Genomic DNA, 17123 nt, shown 5'->3' with positions numbered 1-17123 from the left:
TTAGATTTAAAGCAAAATCTCAATTTTCCCTGTCCATTTTCTTGACATAGTATCAGTTTTTCCTGATTCAATATTTAAGGAAATGTTTTTAAAAGCATTATTAGAAGAGGACAAACAAAAGATGATGGAGGCATATGAAGAGTTAGTAAACCATGTATTTAATCAGATGGGTGGTTTTAAAATAGATGGTTGGAAAATAAAAAGTCCTGTTGATGTATAGATCTTTCAACTTGCGTTAAAATAAAAAAAATAATTTTAAAATAGCACTAGAAAATATTGAGAAAATTCGCTATATTTTAATGTGGAGTGGGGCAGGTGCAAAAACAAGACTGGGTCCATATTTTTATGTTATTATATAGATATAATAATTAAAAAAACCTCATTATTATATGAAAATGCTAGCCATTTTTAGGCCAATTATTCCATAAAGATTAAATAAAGAGTGGATTTTTTGGTGAGGGAATAGGAGGTTTTTCTCTTGATTTATTAAGAGGAAGGCTCGAAAAATGCACATAACTCTCATATAGATAGTTAATATTTTAATCTTTAGGTAATTGTGATACACTGCAATAAGGTAATAATTGATACAGAAAAGGTGTGCTCCAAGGTTACTCCATGGCTTACTGTACATCTAAGCAGGAGAGCTTACATCCTTTCTGCAAATCTTAATATATAAGGAAGGTAAAAATGAGTAACAGACAAATTAAATCAGATGTTATCTTAATTGGTGCCGGAATCATGAGTGCGACTTTGGGGACAATACTCAAAGAATTAGCACCAGATTGGAAAATTACAGTATTTGAGAAGCTCGATAAAGCTGGTGAAGAAAGTTCTCACGAATTAAATAATGCGGGAACTGGACATGCGGCACTTTGTGAGCTTAACTATACTTCAGAGAAAAAAGACGGATCAATCGATATTAGTAAAGCGATTAACGTTAATGAACAGTTCCATGTTTCAAGACAGTTTTGGTCTTATCTTGTGAACAATAAACTAATCAATAATCCAGAAAACTTCATTATGCCTTTACCTCACATGAGTTTAGTACAAGGTAAAGACAATGTAGAGTTTCTAAAAAAACGTCATGAAACGATGACAAAAAATCCTTTATTCCAAGGGATGGAGTTTTCTGATAACCCAGAAACACTTAAGGAATGGATTCCTCTTATTATGCAGGATCGTCCAGCAGATGAAGCTATCGCTGCAACAAAAATCGACACTGGTACAGACGTTAACTTTGGTGCATTAACACGTATGTTGTTCGACCACTTAAAAACTAAAGACGTTGACATCAACTACAATCACAGTGTTGAAAGCATGAAACGTACTAGCGACGGCTCATGGGAAGTACGAGTGAACGACAAAGATGGCATTAAAATGGAATACCATACAGCAAAATTTGTCTTCCTTGGAGCTGGTGGAGGAAGCCTAGAATTACTACAAAAATCAGGTATTCCTGAAGGGAAACATATTGGTGGATTCCCAATCAGTGGATTATTCCTAGCATGTAAAAACCAAGAAGTTGCTGAGCAACATCATGCAAAAGTATACGGAAAAGCTAAAGTTGGTGCTCCACCAATGTCTGTTCCGCATCTTGATACACGTTATATTGATAACAAAAAATCATTACTATTTGGACCGTTCGCAGGTTTCTCACCTAAGTTCTTAAAAACAGGTTCAAATATGGATTTATTTGCTTCTGTAAAACCGCATAATATTACAACGTTATTAGCGGCAGGGGTTAAAGAAATGGGATTAACAAAATATTTAATCCAACAGCTTATGCTATCTAAAGAACAACGTATGGACGAACTACGTGACTTCATCCCGAATGCTAAGAGCGATGATTGGGATATTATTGTAGCTGGTCAACGTGTACAAGTTATTAAAGATACTCAAGCTGGTGGTAAAGGAACGCTTCAATTTGGTACGGAAGTAGTAAGTGCTACTGATGGCTCAATTGCTGCATTACTTGGAGCTTCTCCTGGTGCTTCTACTGCTGTACACGTTATGCTTGAGGTAATCAATAAATGCTTCCCTCAACATGTTAAAGAATGGGAACCTAAAATTAAAGAAATGATCCCATCTTATGGCAAGTCATTAGCAGAGAATCCAGAGCTTCTTAAAGAAATTAATGCATCAACAGACGAAGCGCTTGGTTTAAAATAAAAACTTGATGTAGAAGCTAAGGATGTAAGCGTTTAAGCAATTGTTTCTACAAAATATACTATAGAACCTTTAATCTAATTTTGGATTGAAGGTTCTATTTTTTTATTTCATAAATCATTATCGGAACGAAGATCACCTTATATTTCATGGCATACGCTTTAACAATTGTCATATCCACTTTTGGTAATAAGTTAAAATAAGGCTCATCGCCAAAAGTTGTGGATGACATTTTTTAAAATATATGCGCTGTATTTTAGTTGATTGTAGTGGAGACTGGGCGACTCCTTGGGGATCAGCGTCACAGATGAGACCCTGGAGCGAGCAACGCGAGTGAAGCGGCTCATCGGACGCCCCCAGGAAGCTCTGCTCTGCGCGAAAGCGAAGCGTCAGCGGCAAATGTTTTAGCTGTGCGAAAGCGAAGCGGCAGCAACAAAGCGCCCAGCCGGAACGGAAATCAACTACACGTTTTGGTGAAGAGCCTAAAATAATCTATAGCGGTGATTTTCATCCATATTAACTAATATATTAAAATTGGCATTAATTAATGACAAATAAACGAGGATTGGATGAAATAAGTTGAATGGAGTTTAAGATGAGAAAAATACTAATGAAGTATATGACGAAGTATTCAACACTTAATGAAGAACAACAACAGGCGATTGTTGAAGAGATAGAAATTGAGGAATTTAAAAAGGAACGATTCTCCTTAGACAAGGAGATGTTCCAACTAAATGTTACTTTGTATTAAAGGGATGTATTAGGTAGTTTGCTGTTGATGAAACAGGAAAAGAGGTCACTTTAACTGGAGCATTGACTTAAATCAAGGGATAAAAATTATTAAATAATGTTACGAATCTTGCAATTTCCAAGACATCTTCCCATTTTCCTGTAAGACTTATGGACCGTTGTGTTCTATAAAGTTGTTTTCTATACTTTTCATAAACTCATGGAAGGAGCAGAATGGATGATAAAGCTAAAAGATATTGGGAATTTTAATGAACTGCCGGAAATTGCAATGCATATATATAACGGAAATATTCCTGCTTTACTGGTTGCTATTGAAGAGGGCTGGGATATTGAAGAAGATATTATATTGAGTAAACATATCTCATTAAGTCCGTTAGATTTGGCGCTTATTTCGCAAAGATTGAATGTAGTAAAGTTATTAGTAGAGCTTGGTGTCGACTTGAACGTTAACAATAATCCAGCTTTTTTGCAGGCTGTTCGTTATTGCAAGGAGGATGTAGTTCGCTATATTGTGGCGCATGGAGCGAAGCTGGACATGCTCAATCAAGTGGGGTCTGGCGCCTATTCACAGGCTTACTATGGTAACAAAAAAAATATTCCACTCATTCATGAACTAGGTTTGGATATAAAGCAACATGGTGGCCCCGTATTGCGTCAAGCTGTGTCGAATCATGATATGAAGACCCTTACATATTTACTCGATCAAGGGGTGGATATTAATTATAATCAGCCGAATATGGTTTACCCTTTTGGAGCGACACCATTAACAGAGGCAACACGAATGGGAAATCTAGCAATGGTGAAATACTTGGTTGAGCGTGGCGCCGACGTTTCTTTAGCAGAAAAGGATGGCGACCGTCCATATACAATTGCAATTGGCAATAAAAATACAGCTCTGGCCGACTATTTGAAATCACAGGAGCCATCTGAGCTGCATGATTTAGAAAACAAAAAATGTGAGCTGAAAAAATATAAATTGAGCGATGAGCTGATTAGCTTTCTAACAGGAGATAAGCTGCATCTTGAGCTAGATGAAAATGATTTTGAAATCAGATATATCGACTTCTTCACACTAACGGATACTATTGAAATGAAGATTGGTCGTCAAAAGCTACTACGTTTGTCAGCGCGTGTCGACAATTATTCAGATTTAGAAATAGTATGGAATCCAAAGAAAGAAGGGCAAATTGGCTGCTATGATGTGGAGCATCAGGAGTATGCTGATTTGTGTAGCTTTAAAGAATTTCTTGTGAAGCCTGAAACATATCTCATCAATTTTCTTGAAGGGGAACTGTAAAGGGGAATAACCATGAATGAAGCATTTATTTTTCCATCGGGCTATCCAGGAAAGTCCCAGCCGGAACGGAGATCAACCCCTTATTTTGTCGAAGAGCCATACTTTATTTACTAGTTTTTCAAAAACAGGAAGCTCCTCTTTTACTTTTAAAGAGGAGCTTTTAGGTTTATTGTAAGTTTTTATTAATGTAATATCGATCCGCCATCTATAATTAATTCAATGCCAGTAACAAATTTTGATTCATCTGACGCTAAGTAGAGAACACCATAGGCAATATCAGATGGTTTCCCTAGAACATTTAAAGGAATGCCTGCTAATGTTGCTTCTCTTACTTCTTTATTATTAGTAAACATTTCAATCATCGGTGTTTCAATTGTACCAGGGTGTACTGAATTCACACGAATATTATATTTTCCGTAATCTAGCGCAACATTTTTAGTTAATAGTCTAAGTCCACCCTTTGAGCTATTGTAAGCAGCATTTCCCACACCGTTTATGCCAGAGAGTGAGGAGATATTGACGATACTTCCACCACCGGCTTTTTTCATTTCGGGAAGGACAGCTTTAATACCTAAAAATGGACCTTTTGCGTTTATGTCTAGAATTTTATCCCAAGTGGATTCATCTAAATCTTCAATTGGTTGCGTAATTAAACCAGTAATCCCTGCATTATTGACAAGAATATCAACCTTTCCAAACTTCTCCGCAGCTGTTTCAACGACATTTTTCCAATCGTCAGTAGATGTTACATTATGTTTAATGGCTAAAGCTTGCCCGCCATTTTCATTAATTTCTTTTACCACGTTTTCGAGCAATTCAAACTGTACATCTGTTGCAACTACTTTAGCTCCTTCACGTGCAAATAATCTTGCTTCTTCTGCTCCTTGACCACTTGCTGCCCCTGTAATGATAGCTACTTTGTTTGCTAAACGTGCCATTAAAATCTCTCCCTTATTTTGCGATTTTAAAAGTGGAACTATAGTGATGATAGCATTACTATCATCGCTATAGTTATATTATAATCTTAGTTTTTATTAATGACAATTAAAGAGATTCATAAGCTAAATCAACAAATTGACGGTCATTAGGTTATTTGTTAGCATCTTAAATATGAATTGCTAAAGGGAGTTGTCAATGTGGATCCTCGAAGTAGATGGGAACAAGAACGACAAGAGGGAAAAAATAAACGAGCGAAAGTCATTATAGAGGCTGCAGAACAAGTTTTTAGTAGAAAAGGCTTCGAAAAGACTACAATGCAAGATATCGCTGCTGAACTAAATTTAGGTATTGCTACGGTTTTTCGTTATTTTCCTAAAAAGGACAAACTAATTGTAGCAGTAGCTGTAAATGTCTTAGCGAGATATCACAGTCTTTTTATTTCTGTTGCATCGAAAAATACTACTTGCTTTGAAAAAATTGAAGAACTTTTTGATTATTTTATTTCAGATATTGAACCCGAGAATTTAGAGTGTACAAAATTACTAGAAACCTTTGATAGCTATGCCTCTACATCGCTTGATGAATTCGGTGATTACGAACAATATATTGTAATTCGTAAGAAAATTGCAGATTTACTTAGTGTCATAATCGAAGAAGGCGTAAAGGATGGTTCTATTAGAACAGATATCCCTGCAAAAGACGTTTTAGCCTCTGTTATCAATGCATTTGGATTATTTTCAAGAAAGCTTTCTTTGTTTGAAAGAATTCCATTTTTTGAAGATGAATTAGATCCTCGTGTACAATTAACGATTATTAAACAAATATTTATGGACTATATAAAAGTAAAATAAATAATTAAAAGCACACCTTTTATGTCAAAACAAAAGGTATGCTTTTCTTTTCCATTTTAAAACTTAAGCTTGGAAAAACAGAATTGGATAGAGCGTTTGACATACATTGAACAATAGAATAGCAACAAGGCAACCAAGAGTGCTAGAGGAATACTGAAAGCGACCGGAAGCTCAACACTATTCCAAATGCTCATTTGTATTTGTTCTAAGCCAAACGTTCGCAAAATACCGGCTACTATTGATAGTAATGCACTTAAGACCAGCCCTGCATAGAGGACAGATAATACGAGAAGGGCTAATGAGCAAAAAAAGCCTTGAATGATTTTTATGAATGTCATTCCTTTTCCCTCCGTATAATTTGATGCACCTTGGCATTTTTAGCAATTGAATAGCTTTTTGTATAATAAAGCGTTTGGATATGACAATTATCGCCTACTACTACAATATCACCGTCAACGATTTCTGCATCTGTATAGGAAAGATGTATTTGTTCACCTTTAATACATTTACAATTAAGCTTTTTCTTTAGAAAAGATATAGATAACGTATCTTTTTCTACATGTATCACATCTGCAATAAGCTTTCCAATCTCATTTCCACCAGACATTTTTAATTGAAAATGTTTAGCCTCTATTTCCTTCGCTTTAACAAAACCGACTGCATGAAACTGTTCTGCTTGTATGTTTTGTTCAATTGTCAGCTTCCCCGAGCTATTAATTTTTTTTACTTGCCCATTGCGCATTTTTAAACTACCGGCACACTTCATTTCATTAATCTCACAATAATCTTTTATCGTACATGATCCGGTACTGTTTAAAACGTGTGCGACCACGGGGGAGTGAAAAGAACTATGTCCATGAGTGGAGATTTTTTGTAGTCGTACTCCTTGATGTACAGCAACAGATCCACGGATATTTAATTGCTCACAATCTGCTGCTAAGTCTTTAATATTACCATTCGTAACGGTTACGGTACGTAGTTTTTGAATCATGGATAATCACCTCGTGTTAATTTAATTAATATATATTTCAATTATTAAAACATATATTAATTAAAGTATATGTTACTTTGTTTTGTCAAGAACAAATAATTTGAAATGAGCTTTTTATGTATTTTCTGGGCAATAAAAAAAGGATTTCAATTTTATGAAATCCTAAAAAATTTTTTTCATGAACTAATTAACTTCACTTAGTACTCTTGCCATATTTGCAAGTTTCTTTCGTAATTCTCACTCATGTAATGGGGAAAGGTTGTCAGCTTAGCCCCGCTGCCTTAAATATCCCAATCTCTTTGTCTTTTGTTTATTATGAAACATATTTTAATCCAGAAACACCGATGACGATAACTATAACAGCGACAATTCTCCCCATGCTTTTTGATTCTCCGAAAAACAGCATATTAATAATCACAGCAGCCGTAGTACCTATACCAATCCAAACAGCATACGCTATACTGACTTGTAAATAATCAAATGAAGCATATAAAAAGAAAAATGCTCCACCAAAACCAGCCATTAATATAATGGCGTCTTTAATACTTTTGGTTGTGCTGAATTTCTTTAAACCTATTACGCCGATCGTTTCTAAAATTGCTGCCAGAAAAACAAGTAACCAACCCATTTACGCCGCCTCCTTTTGAAGCTTGCGCTCATCTAAAGTATCTGCAATATTTAACATTATTACTCCAATAATAATCACACAAATAAATATAATTTTTGGAGTAGTGAAAGTTTCATTGAAGATGAAAATATCCATTAGCGCAGTTCCTACTGTACCTGCAGCTGCGAATATTGCATATACCGTACCGGTTGGCAAACCTTGACATGCTTTTGAAAGGAACCAAAAATCTACAAATATCATTGGTATAATGAGAGCCCAATGCCACCATACACTAGCAACATTGAAGCCAAAAATCCATAATAATTCACATAAACTGGTCAATCCGACATAAATCCAAGACTTGTTCATCTTTTACCTCCAATAGTATGAATGCATTTATTAATTTTAATTAAAGAGTTGATGCACGAAAAAAATTAAAGAAAACCAAGTGTATTGATTAACCATTTTTATATATTTTAAGAGGTTGATTTCCTCTGCGGGCTACTCGCTTTCTCGCAGGAATCGAGTAGCCCTACGCTATAATCAGTTAAAATGGAAATGGATTGGCAAAGTGATAACGAAAAATCCATGTTCACTCGATAATAAACCGATTTTTTCCTAATCAACACCATGAAAAAACATTACAAATTATGAATGACGTTCATTCATAATTTAACATAAAATAGGATGGAAATCAAATTTATTTTTCTGGACTAGAGTAAGGGAGCAATAAATTTCATTGCTAATCTCTCGGCGTACTTCTTTCATTTAGAAATGCTTGTGTTAATAGATGATTGTTCTTTCTTTATATTTTCGTTATGATAAAAATAGCTAATGAATGAAAATCACTCAACAATATGAGGTGGTAGAGCTTTGGATAAAAAACAAAAAATTATAGAGGCAACGATTGATCAGTTTACGACAAAAGGTGTTGAAAATACTAAAATATCTGACATTGTAAAAGCAGCAGGCATTGCTCAAGGTACTTTTTATTTATACTTCCCGTCTAAATTTTCTGTGATGCCAGAGATCGCAAAATATGCGGTTGAAGAAATTATGAAAGAAATCCATGCAAGTGTAAATTTACATGACGCTTTTGATAATAAAATTGAGCAGCTAGTAAAGGCCGTATTTCGTATTACAGAGGAAAAAAAGGAATTGTTTGCAGTTCTTTACGCAGGTTTAGCACAGAGCGAGCATTTAAAACAATGGGAGTCAATTTATTCACCGTTTTATAACTGGGTATATGACTTATTAGAAGAGGCAGCGAGTAAAATGGAAATCAGACAAAATGTTAATAGTGCCCGAACTTCCCGAATTTTAATTGGGCTAATCGAGTCGACTGCTGAACAATTATATTTATATGACTCTCCAAGCCAAGAGGAGATAGATGCTCAATACGATGAGTTAATAGTATTTATAAAAAGTGCATTAAAATAAAATGCACTTTTTTTGTATACATTTTTACGGTTAAAATGTTTTGTTGCATTCGTTCAACCATATCATTTGGCTGGATTGTTGAAGTTTGCTTTAAAAATACTTATTTAAATAAATCGTTATTAAATGTAGGAGCCATTGTAGCTTTAGATAGTGATTGTTATAAATTATTCAGCTTTAAGAATAGCTATTTTATTTCTGTCCCAGCCTCAAAAAATTTTTTTCATTAACTGATTAACTTCACTTAGTACTCTTGCTATATCTGCAAGTTTTTCCTGTGGGAATTTCAAAAATAAATCTTGAACTTTAAGTGCGCCATTATTCGTTAAAACCATTTTTACTACTCGGCGGTCTTCGCTTTCTCTAATCCGTTGTACTAACTCTAATTTTTCCAGCTTATCGCACATCGATGTAACTGCTCCAGGGGTCACACTAAAGAAATCAGCAATTTCAGTTGCTTTCATGCCATCATTAATTTTTAGTTGAAGAAGGAGGATAAGCTGATTTTGAGATAGTGATTCTCCTTCAGAGATAAGATTGACAAACATTCTCGATTTTTGCTGTATTTCAAGCATCTCTCTCATAATGATTTCTACGTTACGTAGTTGATTGTTTTCGGACATATTATCACTGCCTGTTAAAATATTTAATAATTAAATTATATAGCAAATATATAATGTGGGCTACAGCAATCGTTGCTATTGACTATATCGATAGCTTCGATTGCTGTTATCATAAAGGTTGATTATATTAATGATATTAAACAGATGAGTGGCTTACCACCATAACGTGGGGTTGATTTCCGTTCCGACTGGGCGCTTTGTAGCTGCCGCTTCGCTTTCGCTACAGAAAACATTTGCCGCTGCCGCTTCGCTTTCGCGCAGAGCAGAGCTTCCTGGGGGCGTCCGATGAGCCGCTTCACTCGCAAGGCTCGCTCCAGGGTCTCATCTGTGACGCTGATCCCCAAGGAGTCACCCAGCCTCCACTCCAATCAACTAATATACAGGGCATATAAAAAATGGATTGATCAAAACACGCTCTTATTAAATAAATGGGGCAAATTAACTTTTTAAAAAACCCTTTATTGTATGAATGCACCCATTAATAATTTGACTGGACTCAAGATTATGAATAACACAATTGCATTTATTTTATAAAAGTATCACACATCCAGTTATAAAATTTTTCTTTCTCTTCAAATTGTGGATAATGGGCTGATTGCTCAAAAGTAATAAATTCTTTCTTATTGGCTTCAATCATATCAAAGTATGTTTTCGCTGCATTTGAAGAAGTTTGATAATCATAGTTACCCATAACAAAATAGCATGGTAATTCAAGTTTTTTTACTATAGTAGGTAATGTTTTTTTTATTACATCCTTTAGTAAAGTTTCTTGTGAGTAAGAGATCCCATAGTTATAACGGATTATATCTAATAAGTTATACTCGCTACTGAATAACATACCTATGTTATTACCATCGGGATTATCAATAAGTCTTGAAGCTCCACCATATTTCGCAACATATTGTCGTGGAGTGAACGTGTCCCCATTTTTAATTTGTTCAGTTAGCCCTTGCAAATATAAAACGTCATCTATATTGTCAGCATTTTGAGCCTGATGAATAACGAAGTTCAAACCATCAATCTCACTTTCCGCTACATCACTCATCTGTCCAATTCCAATATATGCTTCATATTTTTCTGGAGCTTTATAGGCAGCCTGTGTTGCAATATAAGTACCATAAGAATGACCAATTAGTATTACTTTTTCTTTGCCGAGGTGCTCGGATATATAATCAGTCAAAGCCAATAAATCATCTACCAGTAAGTCTGAAGAAAGATTAGAATAGTCCTCAAAAAAATGATATGATTTTCCACTTGCTCTTTGATCGTAATTGACGACTGTGAAATTATCTTCCAATAAGTCTTGATACTTACGGGCATACGGTATTTCAGAGCATCCAGGTCCTCCATGTACAAAGATAATGACTGGATTATCTTTATCTTTGCCACGTATCATAATTTCGTGACCGCTTCCGTTTATATCTACTTGCTCTAATGAACTTATACTGTTATCGCCCTTTACATGCGGAGTCCATGTAGGGAACAAAAGTGCTGTAATTAGAAATATGATGATAAATACTCCGATATATTTCATTAATTTCTTTACCTTTTTCATCTAATTCCCTCTGTGAATGTGATTTGTCATCAAATTTTTTTAGATTCTTTTAGGAAGAGTTGTTGAATTGTACATTTTTCTTTTATAAACATAAAAGTACATGCTTAGGGGCCACCATAGGACGACAAAAATCGGATAGATCGCCCATATTACACTTGGCGAAGAGACAACATTTACTGTAATAAAAAAGATACTGATAAGTACTGCAGCATTAACTGAAAATGCTACAAACGTCTTTCGTTGTGTATGGTATAAAGCTAATGGCCACCACATTACTAAAAATGCTGGATAGATCGCCCAAGGATAGGGATGGGACAAAATAATATTTAATAAGGAGTAATAAATGATGGTAGTTGCGCAGCCTATGAGCGCAATTTTTAAGGTTTTTGCTTTTTCTTCTAAGTACATCAGAATTGGCCACCAGATGATTGGATAGACCGCATAAATAAACCATAAATGATCGGGGGAGTATAAATAATTTTCAATGATAAGAAAGGCAATAATCATGGCGCTACAAGTAAGAGAATATTGTTTATACATTTTTTTAGACATGAAAAATAAAGTAATCGGCCATAGCAATAGTAATAAACACGGGTAAATGAACCACATCGTTTGAGGAGATGTTGTATAATTGACGATTCCTAAAAATATCATTGTCATCAAACTACCAGCAAGCGAAAAGTTAATAAAGTTCTTCATGTTTTATTCACTCCATTTCTTACGTGTCCAAACGAAGTACATAGATAATGGCCACCATAATATAACGAATATTGGATAGATTGCCCAAATTGTCTTTGGCGTATAGTAAAGATTTATGAAAATAAATAATGCAATAATTAAGCCGCTACCCCATAGAGAAAATTCTAAATTTAATTTGGCCATATTTTTCTTTTCGGGCTCTTTAACACCTAATTCCTTTTTTAAATCCTCAATATCTCCAAACTCCACGATAGCTTTGTTAATGGCATCCTCTTGCTCTTTTCCTTGATCCATCAAATAAAAAACTTTTTCTTCAAGATTTTGAATGATTTCTTGTTTCACCATCTCTGTTTCATTGTTACGAGGAATATCCTTAAAAAGCTCATCAATATGGTTTTTTATTCTTTTCATTCTAAGCCCTCCATAAATAAGTCGATTATTTCTTTTACTTCCGACCACTCTTTTACCAGCTCGTTTAAATATGCTTTACCTAAAGGGGTAATACGGTAATACTTTCTTTTGCCTCCATGTGAAACATCACCATAATAGGCTTCAATAATTTCTTTTTTCTCAAGACGTTGAAAAACTGCGTACAAAGTTGCTTCTTTAATTTGAAAACGATTATTTGTGCGGAGACTTATTTCCTGAGAAATTTCGTAACCATAACGATCTTTCTCTAAAATTAGCCTTAAAATAATGGAATCCAAGTGTCCGCGGATGATGTCACTTCGAACCATAAGTCACCTACTTATTTTTATTGCTCTATCTGTCAGAGTAATATTAGCAAACATTACTCTACCTGTCAAAGTAATTTTTCCAAATACGTCCAAAATATTTCAAGAGTAATAATTAAGGTTAAAAATCAAATCCCCATTCACTTCAAAAGCGAATGGGGATTGGGGATATTTTATTTCGATTTCATAAACAAGATCGGTTTTTTACGAAACAATAAAATCTTCTTGTGAACTATTCTATTACATATACAATGCTGCTAGAAAGATCCCTAATACTTCCTCATAGATGTCGTCGAATTGGTTGATTGGAAGTGGATTTGTACCGCTACCTAACTCAACGGTGAAGCCAGGTCTACGCCAATCCTGAATAAACCAATCTTTATAGCCCGCATAACTGCCTGCAGACTTGATCGGCTCATAACCACTGACTCGACTAAACTCGTTAACAAGAATTTCTGACTCGGGTGGTTCGAGATTTTCAAAGCCCCAATAAATCACTCTTCCTTGTGTATGAAACGCAAGAACTCTTGCAAAATCGCGCTTTTTTGTCAAATCAGCCATAGCAATGGCCTCTGGCTCGGACAAAGGTCGTTCTCCACCATAATCTCTAGGTCCAGGTGTTTTTGGATTGCGAGCATTCTCTAGCGCCCATTTTGCAGGGAACTGGTCGTTCAAATCGACACCATGTATATTTGCCTTCCAATTAGAGAAATTGGTGCTACCGCTGTTCCAACTAATAAGCTGATCTCTTAATGCTTCGTCATTAGGTGGGCCTTGTATTACTAAGTCGACACCATCAGGATTGACCATCGGAACTATGGAAAGGGTTGTTTGCTGATACAGTGGGAGTGTGTAAAGACCTCGAATTGTGCTTTGATTGGTGAGAGTGAGTAGGTAGTCATTTAAAAAGGTTAAAATAATCGGAGTTGTAATCCATTCATTCGCATGAAAGGAGCCATTATAATGGACACGCTTAGTTCCGTTTCCGATTAGAAGCTCAGGAATTTCATGTTTTAAAACAGAATGTCCGATTGTAGAGCTTTGTAGAAATGGATAAGCATCAAGTAGTTTTTTGAGATCATTCATCATGATGGTGTAGGTATAATTTTGTTTACCATCTACGAGCCTCCATGTAATTCGTTGGGGAATGCGAATTGTCTGGCCAATTTGTAATTGATTTGGATTAAGACCAGGATTGACAAGCAAAATGGCTCCTAATGGGAGATTCCTGCTTTGGGCTATTTGCCAAAAAGTGTCCCCTTGCTTTATTTGATAATTGTCCGTAACAAAACCGGGAATTCGAATGCGCTGTCCAACCCTTAAAAATTGAGGGTTAATATTTCGGTTGGAATCTATAATTAGCTGAAGAGGTATTTTAAACACTTCACTAAAATGCCAAAGGGAATCCCCCGGTCTTACGAAAATGTCCACTATTGATCTCTCCTTAATATCATTTATGCCTTGGCATAATAGTTCAATATAAATGTATATGAAGAAAATAAGAGATTTATTAACTTTGAATAAGTTCATTTTGTTACGTATTTCTCAGGAAGTGTAATGAGGCAGCGCCACAGATGAGACCCTGCAGCGAAGCGAAGCGACAGCAACAATTGTTTTATCTGTGCGAAAGCGAAGCGACAGCAACAAAGCGCCCTGTTGGAACGGAAATCAACCACACGTTATGGTGAGGAGCCTATTTTTTGATGTACAATTATACTAGAAGTAGATTTTTATGACAGGTAAAGGTAGGGGAACAAATGCTAAATAAATTAAAGCTAGGTATACGAACCAAAATTACGTTAGGCTATATTGTTATCATACTTTGTTTACTCGCATCAGTGATCATCTTATATAGTCAAGTTACCTCTATAAAAAAAGAAAGAAACGATATTATAAAACATGATTCAAAAATACATGCGCTAACCAATCGCATTGAAAAATACATTTTAGATATGGAATCGAGCCAAAGGGGATATGTTATTACGGGTGATTCAAATTATTTAGAGCCTTATAACATAGCTAGTGAAAATTGGGAGACGGATTTTAATGAACTTTATCAGCTTTTAGAAAATAAACCAGAACAACAAGAGCAGTTAAATGAGATAAAAGTAACGATAGAGCATTGGATCACAACATCGGGCGAACCTTCCATAAAATTAATAAAAGAAAACAATATAGAAGGGTTAAAGGAACTCTATACAATAGATATAGGTCGTAAAGACATGGAAACAATACGGAATCAGTTTGAATCACTCCGTTCAGCCGTACTTGCAACCTCACAAGCTAAAGTAACCAAGTTGGACAAAAGCAATGGTATATTAGCACTTACATTGCTTGGCATACTTGTATTTGTTTCAGTTGTTGCGATTATCATTGCAAATGGCATATCTCGTTCTATCGTAAAAACAATAACCGAGGTTACGCAAACGATCAAAGAAATCGCAGCTTCTAAGAGCAATCAAAAAGAAAGAATTCATGTTACATCAAATGATGAAATCAATGCTCTAGCAAATGCTACAAATGAGTTATTAGATACCTTTGAGAAAAGACAATGGCTACAGTCGAATATCGCAGAAATCGTAACGACGTATCAAGGCATTTCTGCCATAACTAAATTAGCTGAAACCTTCCTTTCAGAAATAGCGCAAAAAACGCAGTCATCCCTTGGAGCATTTTATCTTCGTGAATCTATTGATAATAATATACAGTTTGTAAAAAAAGCTGCTTTTGCGGATGAAATTGATAGCGTTGGAATCGAAAGCTTTAGATTGGGGCAAGGCTTAATCGGTCAATGTGCCTTAGAAAAAAGAGTTTTAATATTTAACGATGTTCCAGAAGACTTTCGTTTAATAGGCACTAGCTTAGGGGAAGTTCCGCCAAAAAGTATTTTTATCATCCCTATTGTATTTGAAAATGATGTAATAGCTGTCGTTGAATTAGCTACAATGACTGGCTTTAGTGAGCTGCAGCAAGATTTAGTAAAGCAAGTTATTGGAACCTTTGGATTAAAGATTAATAGTGTTTTAGGACGTATGGAAATTGTACGTTTATTAAATGAATCAAGAACGATGACAGATGATTTACAGGTACAATCAGAAGAATTGCAAATGCAGACAGAAGAACTGACAATGATTAATGAACAATTGGAAGAAAGAACAAAAGAGGCCGAATCTAAGTCGAGAGAATTAGAAAAAGCTAAAAAGGAATTAGAGGCAAGTGCAGAACAGCTGTTACTAAATTCAAATTATAAATCGGAATTTTTAGCCAATATGTCACATGAATTGCGAACGCCACTGAATAGCATATTAATTTTATCTGAAATGTTAGCTGAAAATAGCCAAAATAATTTAGCAAAAGAGGAAGCTGAATTTGCTAAGGTTATCCATTCTTCTGGTGAAGATCTACTTGCGTTAATCAATGATATTTTAGATTTATCGAAAGTGGAGGCAGGCAAGATGGATATTACTTTTGATGAAGTGAATATGAGTGAGGTTCCTATACAAATCGAACAAACCTTTGCGCCTGTAGCAATGAAAAAAAATCTACACTTCCATATTTCGATAGCCAAAAATGTAGTAGATGTTTTCTATACGGACGAAAAGAGATTCCAGCAAATCTTGAAAAATTTAATATCAAATGCCTTTAAATTTACGGAACAAGGCTCAGTGAATCTTGAAATCAAACAGCTTGGTCAAGAACAGTTAACTAATAATATGAAGGATGTTAGTGCTGACTGGTTAGAAATCACAGTGTCAGATACGGGTATAGGTATACCGAAGGACAAGCAACAGCTTATTTTTGAATCATTCCAACAGGCTGATGGGGCAACTGTACGTAAATACGGTGGAACAGGACTCGGTTTGTCCATTTGTAAAGAGTTTGCGAAATTACTGGGTGGTTGGGTTTCCTTACAAAGTGAAGAGGGACAAGGTAGTAGCTTCACGCTGACAATTCCAAGCTTACCAAATGGAATCGAAGAGCAAAGGTTTGAACTAGCATTTCATGAGGTAGGGGTTACTAATGAAGTAAATGTGTCAGAAGAACAGCTATTAGAAATTAAAGAAGACTTTCAACATGAGGTAGAAGTTTTTCAGGGGAAAAATATTTTAATTGTAGACGATGATTACCGTAATATATATGCATTAACAAATGCACTTGAAAAACGAGGCATGAATATCTTCGTTGCAAAAGATGGAATAGAGTGTTTAGCTATTTTGCGAGCCCATGATGACATAGATCTTATTCTTATGGATATTATGATGCCTAATATGGATGGCTATGAAACGATGTCGATTATACGAAAACAAATGAAGATGACAGAATTACCGATTATCGCTTTAACAGCGAAAGCCATGAAAAATGATCGAGATAAATCACTCGAGGCTGGTGCTTCAGATTATATAAGTAAGCCATTAAATTTAGATCAATTAGTATCCATGTTAAGGGTATGGCTAATTTCTAAAGGGAGTTAATA

The 17123-nt window shown here is 35.2% G+C and carries 19 protein-coding genes and 1 pseudogene; 7 read left to right on the top strand and 13 right to left on the bottom strand.

The genetic code is table 11. The features are described 5' to 3' along the window. Window positions 1-82: 82 nt before the first annotated feature. Together QRN68_RS03695 and QRN68_RS03690 are read left to right on the top strand one after the other, a co-directional pair. Window positions 83-220, top strand: coding sequence for a hypothetical protein (locus tag QRN68_RS03695; protein WP_285395338.1), 138 nt, complete (start codon window positions 83-85; stop codon window positions 218-220). Window positions 221-687: 467 nt separating this feature from the next. Further along, the gene (locus tag QRN68_RS03690; protein ID WP_285395337.1) at window positions 688-2169 is read left to right on the top strand and encodes a malate:quinone oxidoreductase; all 1482 of its coding nucleotides are present in this window, start codon (window positions 688-690) and stop codon (window positions 2167-2169) included. Window positions 2170-2263: 94 nt separating this feature from the next. Here the strand turns inward: QRN68_RS03690 and QRN68_RS03685 are convergent, their stop codons facing one another. Further along, window positions 2264-2398 (bottom strand): hypothetical protein, encoded by a 135-nt coding sequence (locus tag QRN68_RS03685; protein WP_285395336.1) that lies wholly within the window; start codon window positions 2396-2398, stop codon window positions 2264-2266. Window positions 2399-2761: 363 nt separating this feature from the next. Here QRN68_RS03685 and QRN68_RS03680 point away from each other — a divergent pair. Continuing rightward, window positions 2762-2931 (top strand): annotated as a pseudogene (locus tag QRN68_RS03680) (Crp/Fnr family transcriptional regulator); the annotation flags it as partial. Between the two features lie 202 nt (window positions 2932-3133). Beyond that, entirely contained in the window at window positions 3134-4213 is a 1080-nt protein-coding gene (locus tag QRN68_RS03675; RefSeq protein WP_285395335.1) for an ankyrin repeat domain-containing protein, read from the top strand. 182 nt (window positions 4214-4395) lie between these two features. On the opposite strand, the gene QRN68_RS03670 is transcribed toward QRN68_RS03675, so the two are convergent. Continuing rightward, complete coding sequence (locus QRN68_RS03670; protein ID WP_285395334.1) at window positions 4396-5151, bottom strand: SDR family NAD(P)-dependent oxidoreductase; 756 nt, start codon at window positions 5149-5151, stop codon at window positions 4396-4398. A gap of 198 nt (window positions 5152-5349) precedes the next feature. Between QRN68_RS03670 and QRN68_RS03665 the strand changes: the two genes are divergently transcribed. Further along, a complete protein-coding gene (locus tag QRN68_RS03665; RefSeq protein WP_285395333.1) occupies window positions 5350-6003 on the top strand; it encodes a TetR/AcrR family transcriptional regulator in 654 nt (217 codons plus the stop codon). 56 nt (window positions 6004-6059) lie between these two features. On the opposite strand, the gene QRN68_RS03660 is transcribed toward QRN68_RS03665, so the two are convergent. From QRN68_RS03660 to QRN68_RS03645, 4 genes are all read right to left on the bottom strand, one after another. Beyond that, a complete protein-coding gene (locus QRN68_RS03660) occupies window positions 6060-6341 on the bottom strand; it encodes a hypothetical protein (RefSeq protein ID WP_285395331.1) in 282 nt (93 codons plus the stop codon). After that, window positions 6338-6994 carry a hypothetical protein gene (locus QRN68_RS03655; protein WP_285395330.1) on the bottom strand — a complete coding sequence of 219 codons (657 nt, stop codon included), beginning with the start codon at window positions 6992-6994 and terminating at the stop codon, window positions 6338-6340. Before QRN68_RS03655 ends, QRN68_RS03660 begins: the two co-directional genes overlap by 4 nt. Before the next feature lie 313 nt (window positions 6995-7307). Beyond that, window positions 7308-7622 (bottom strand): DMT family transporter, encoded by a 315-nt coding sequence (locus QRN68_RS03650; RefSeq protein WP_285395329.1) that lies wholly within the window; start codon window positions 7620-7622, stop codon window positions 7308-7310. Next, on the bottom strand, window positions 7623-7970 hold the full coding sequence (locus QRN68_RS03645; RefSeq protein WP_285395328.1) for a DMT family transporter: 348 nt from the start codon (window positions 7968-7970) through the stop codon (window positions 7623-7625). 504 nt (window positions 7971-8474) lie between these two features. Here QRN68_RS03645 and QRN68_RS03640 point away from each other — a divergent pair. Continuing rightward, complete coding sequence (locus QRN68_RS03640; RefSeq protein WP_285395327.1) at window positions 8475-9041, top strand: TetR/AcrR family transcriptional regulator; 567 nt, start codon at window positions 8475-8477, stop codon at window positions 9039-9041. A 206-nt stretch (window positions 9042-9247) separates the two neighbouring features. Here QRN68_RS03640 and QRN68_RS03635 read toward each other — a convergent pair whose 3' ends face one another. The 7 genes from QRN68_RS03635 to QRN68_RS03605 form a co-directional block, all read right to left on the bottom strand. After that, window positions 9248-9661, bottom strand: a complete 414-nt coding sequence (locus QRN68_RS03635) for a MarR family transcriptional regulator (protein WP_285395326.1) — start codon at window positions 9659-9661, stop codon at window positions 9248-9250. Between the two features lie 122 nt (window positions 9662-9783). After that, entirely contained in the window at window positions 9784-10005 is a 222-nt protein-coding gene (locus QRN68_RS03630; RefSeq protein ID WP_285395325.1) for a hypothetical protein, read from the bottom strand. A gap of 179 nt (window positions 10006-10184) precedes the next feature. Further along, window positions 10185-11216: an alpha/beta hydrolase gene (locus QRN68_RS03625; RefSeq protein ID WP_285395324.1), complete on the bottom strand. Its 1032-nt coding sequence runs from the start codon at window positions 11214-11216 to the stop codon at window positions 10185-10187. A 39-nt stretch (window positions 11217-11255) separates the two neighbouring features. After that, the gene (locus QRN68_RS03620; RefSeq protein ID WP_285395323.1) at window positions 11256-11915 is read right to left on the bottom strand and encodes a hypothetical protein; all 660 of its coding nucleotides are present in this window, start codon (window positions 11913-11915) and stop codon (window positions 11256-11258) included. Window positions 11916-11918: 3 nt separating this feature from the next. Beyond that, window positions 11919-12326: a permease prefix domain 1-containing protein gene (locus QRN68_RS03615; RefSeq protein ID WP_285395322.1), complete on the bottom strand. Its 408-nt coding sequence runs from the start codon at window positions 12324-12326 to the stop codon at window positions 11919-11921. Then, a complete protein-coding gene (locus tag QRN68_RS03610; protein ID WP_285395321.1) occupies window positions 12323-12652 on the bottom strand; it encodes a PadR family transcriptional regulator in 330 nt (109 codons plus the stop codon). The genes QRN68_RS03615 and QRN68_RS03610 overlap by 4 nt, the downstream gene beginning before the upstream one ends. A gap of 237 nt (window positions 12653-12889) precedes the next feature. Beyond that, the gene (locus QRN68_RS03605) at window positions 12890-14080 is read right to left on the bottom strand and encodes a M14 family metallopeptidase (RefSeq protein WP_285395320.1); all 1191 of its coding nucleotides are present in this window, start codon (window positions 14078-14080) and stop codon (window positions 12890-12892) included. A gap of 326 nt (window positions 14081-14406) precedes the next feature. On the opposite strand from QRN68_RS03605, the gene QRN68_RS03600 reads away from it, so the two are divergent. Then, window positions 14407-17121 carry an ATP-binding protein gene (locus QRN68_RS03600; RefSeq protein ID WP_285395319.1) on the top strand — a complete coding sequence of 905 codons (2715 nt, stop codon included), beginning with the start codon at window positions 14407-14409 and terminating at the stop codon, window positions 17119-17121. The last annotated feature ends 2 nt before the right edge of the window (window positions 17122-17123 follow it).

Origin of the sequence: Lysinibacillus sp. fls2-241-R2A-57, assembly GCF_030209535.1 — a bacterium.
Classification (GTDB): Bacteria; Bacillota; Bacilli; order Bacillales_A; family Planococcaceae; genus Lysinibacillus.
Note: the sequence above shows the minus strand (reverse complement) of the source record. Positions and strands in the feature narration are given on the sequence as shown.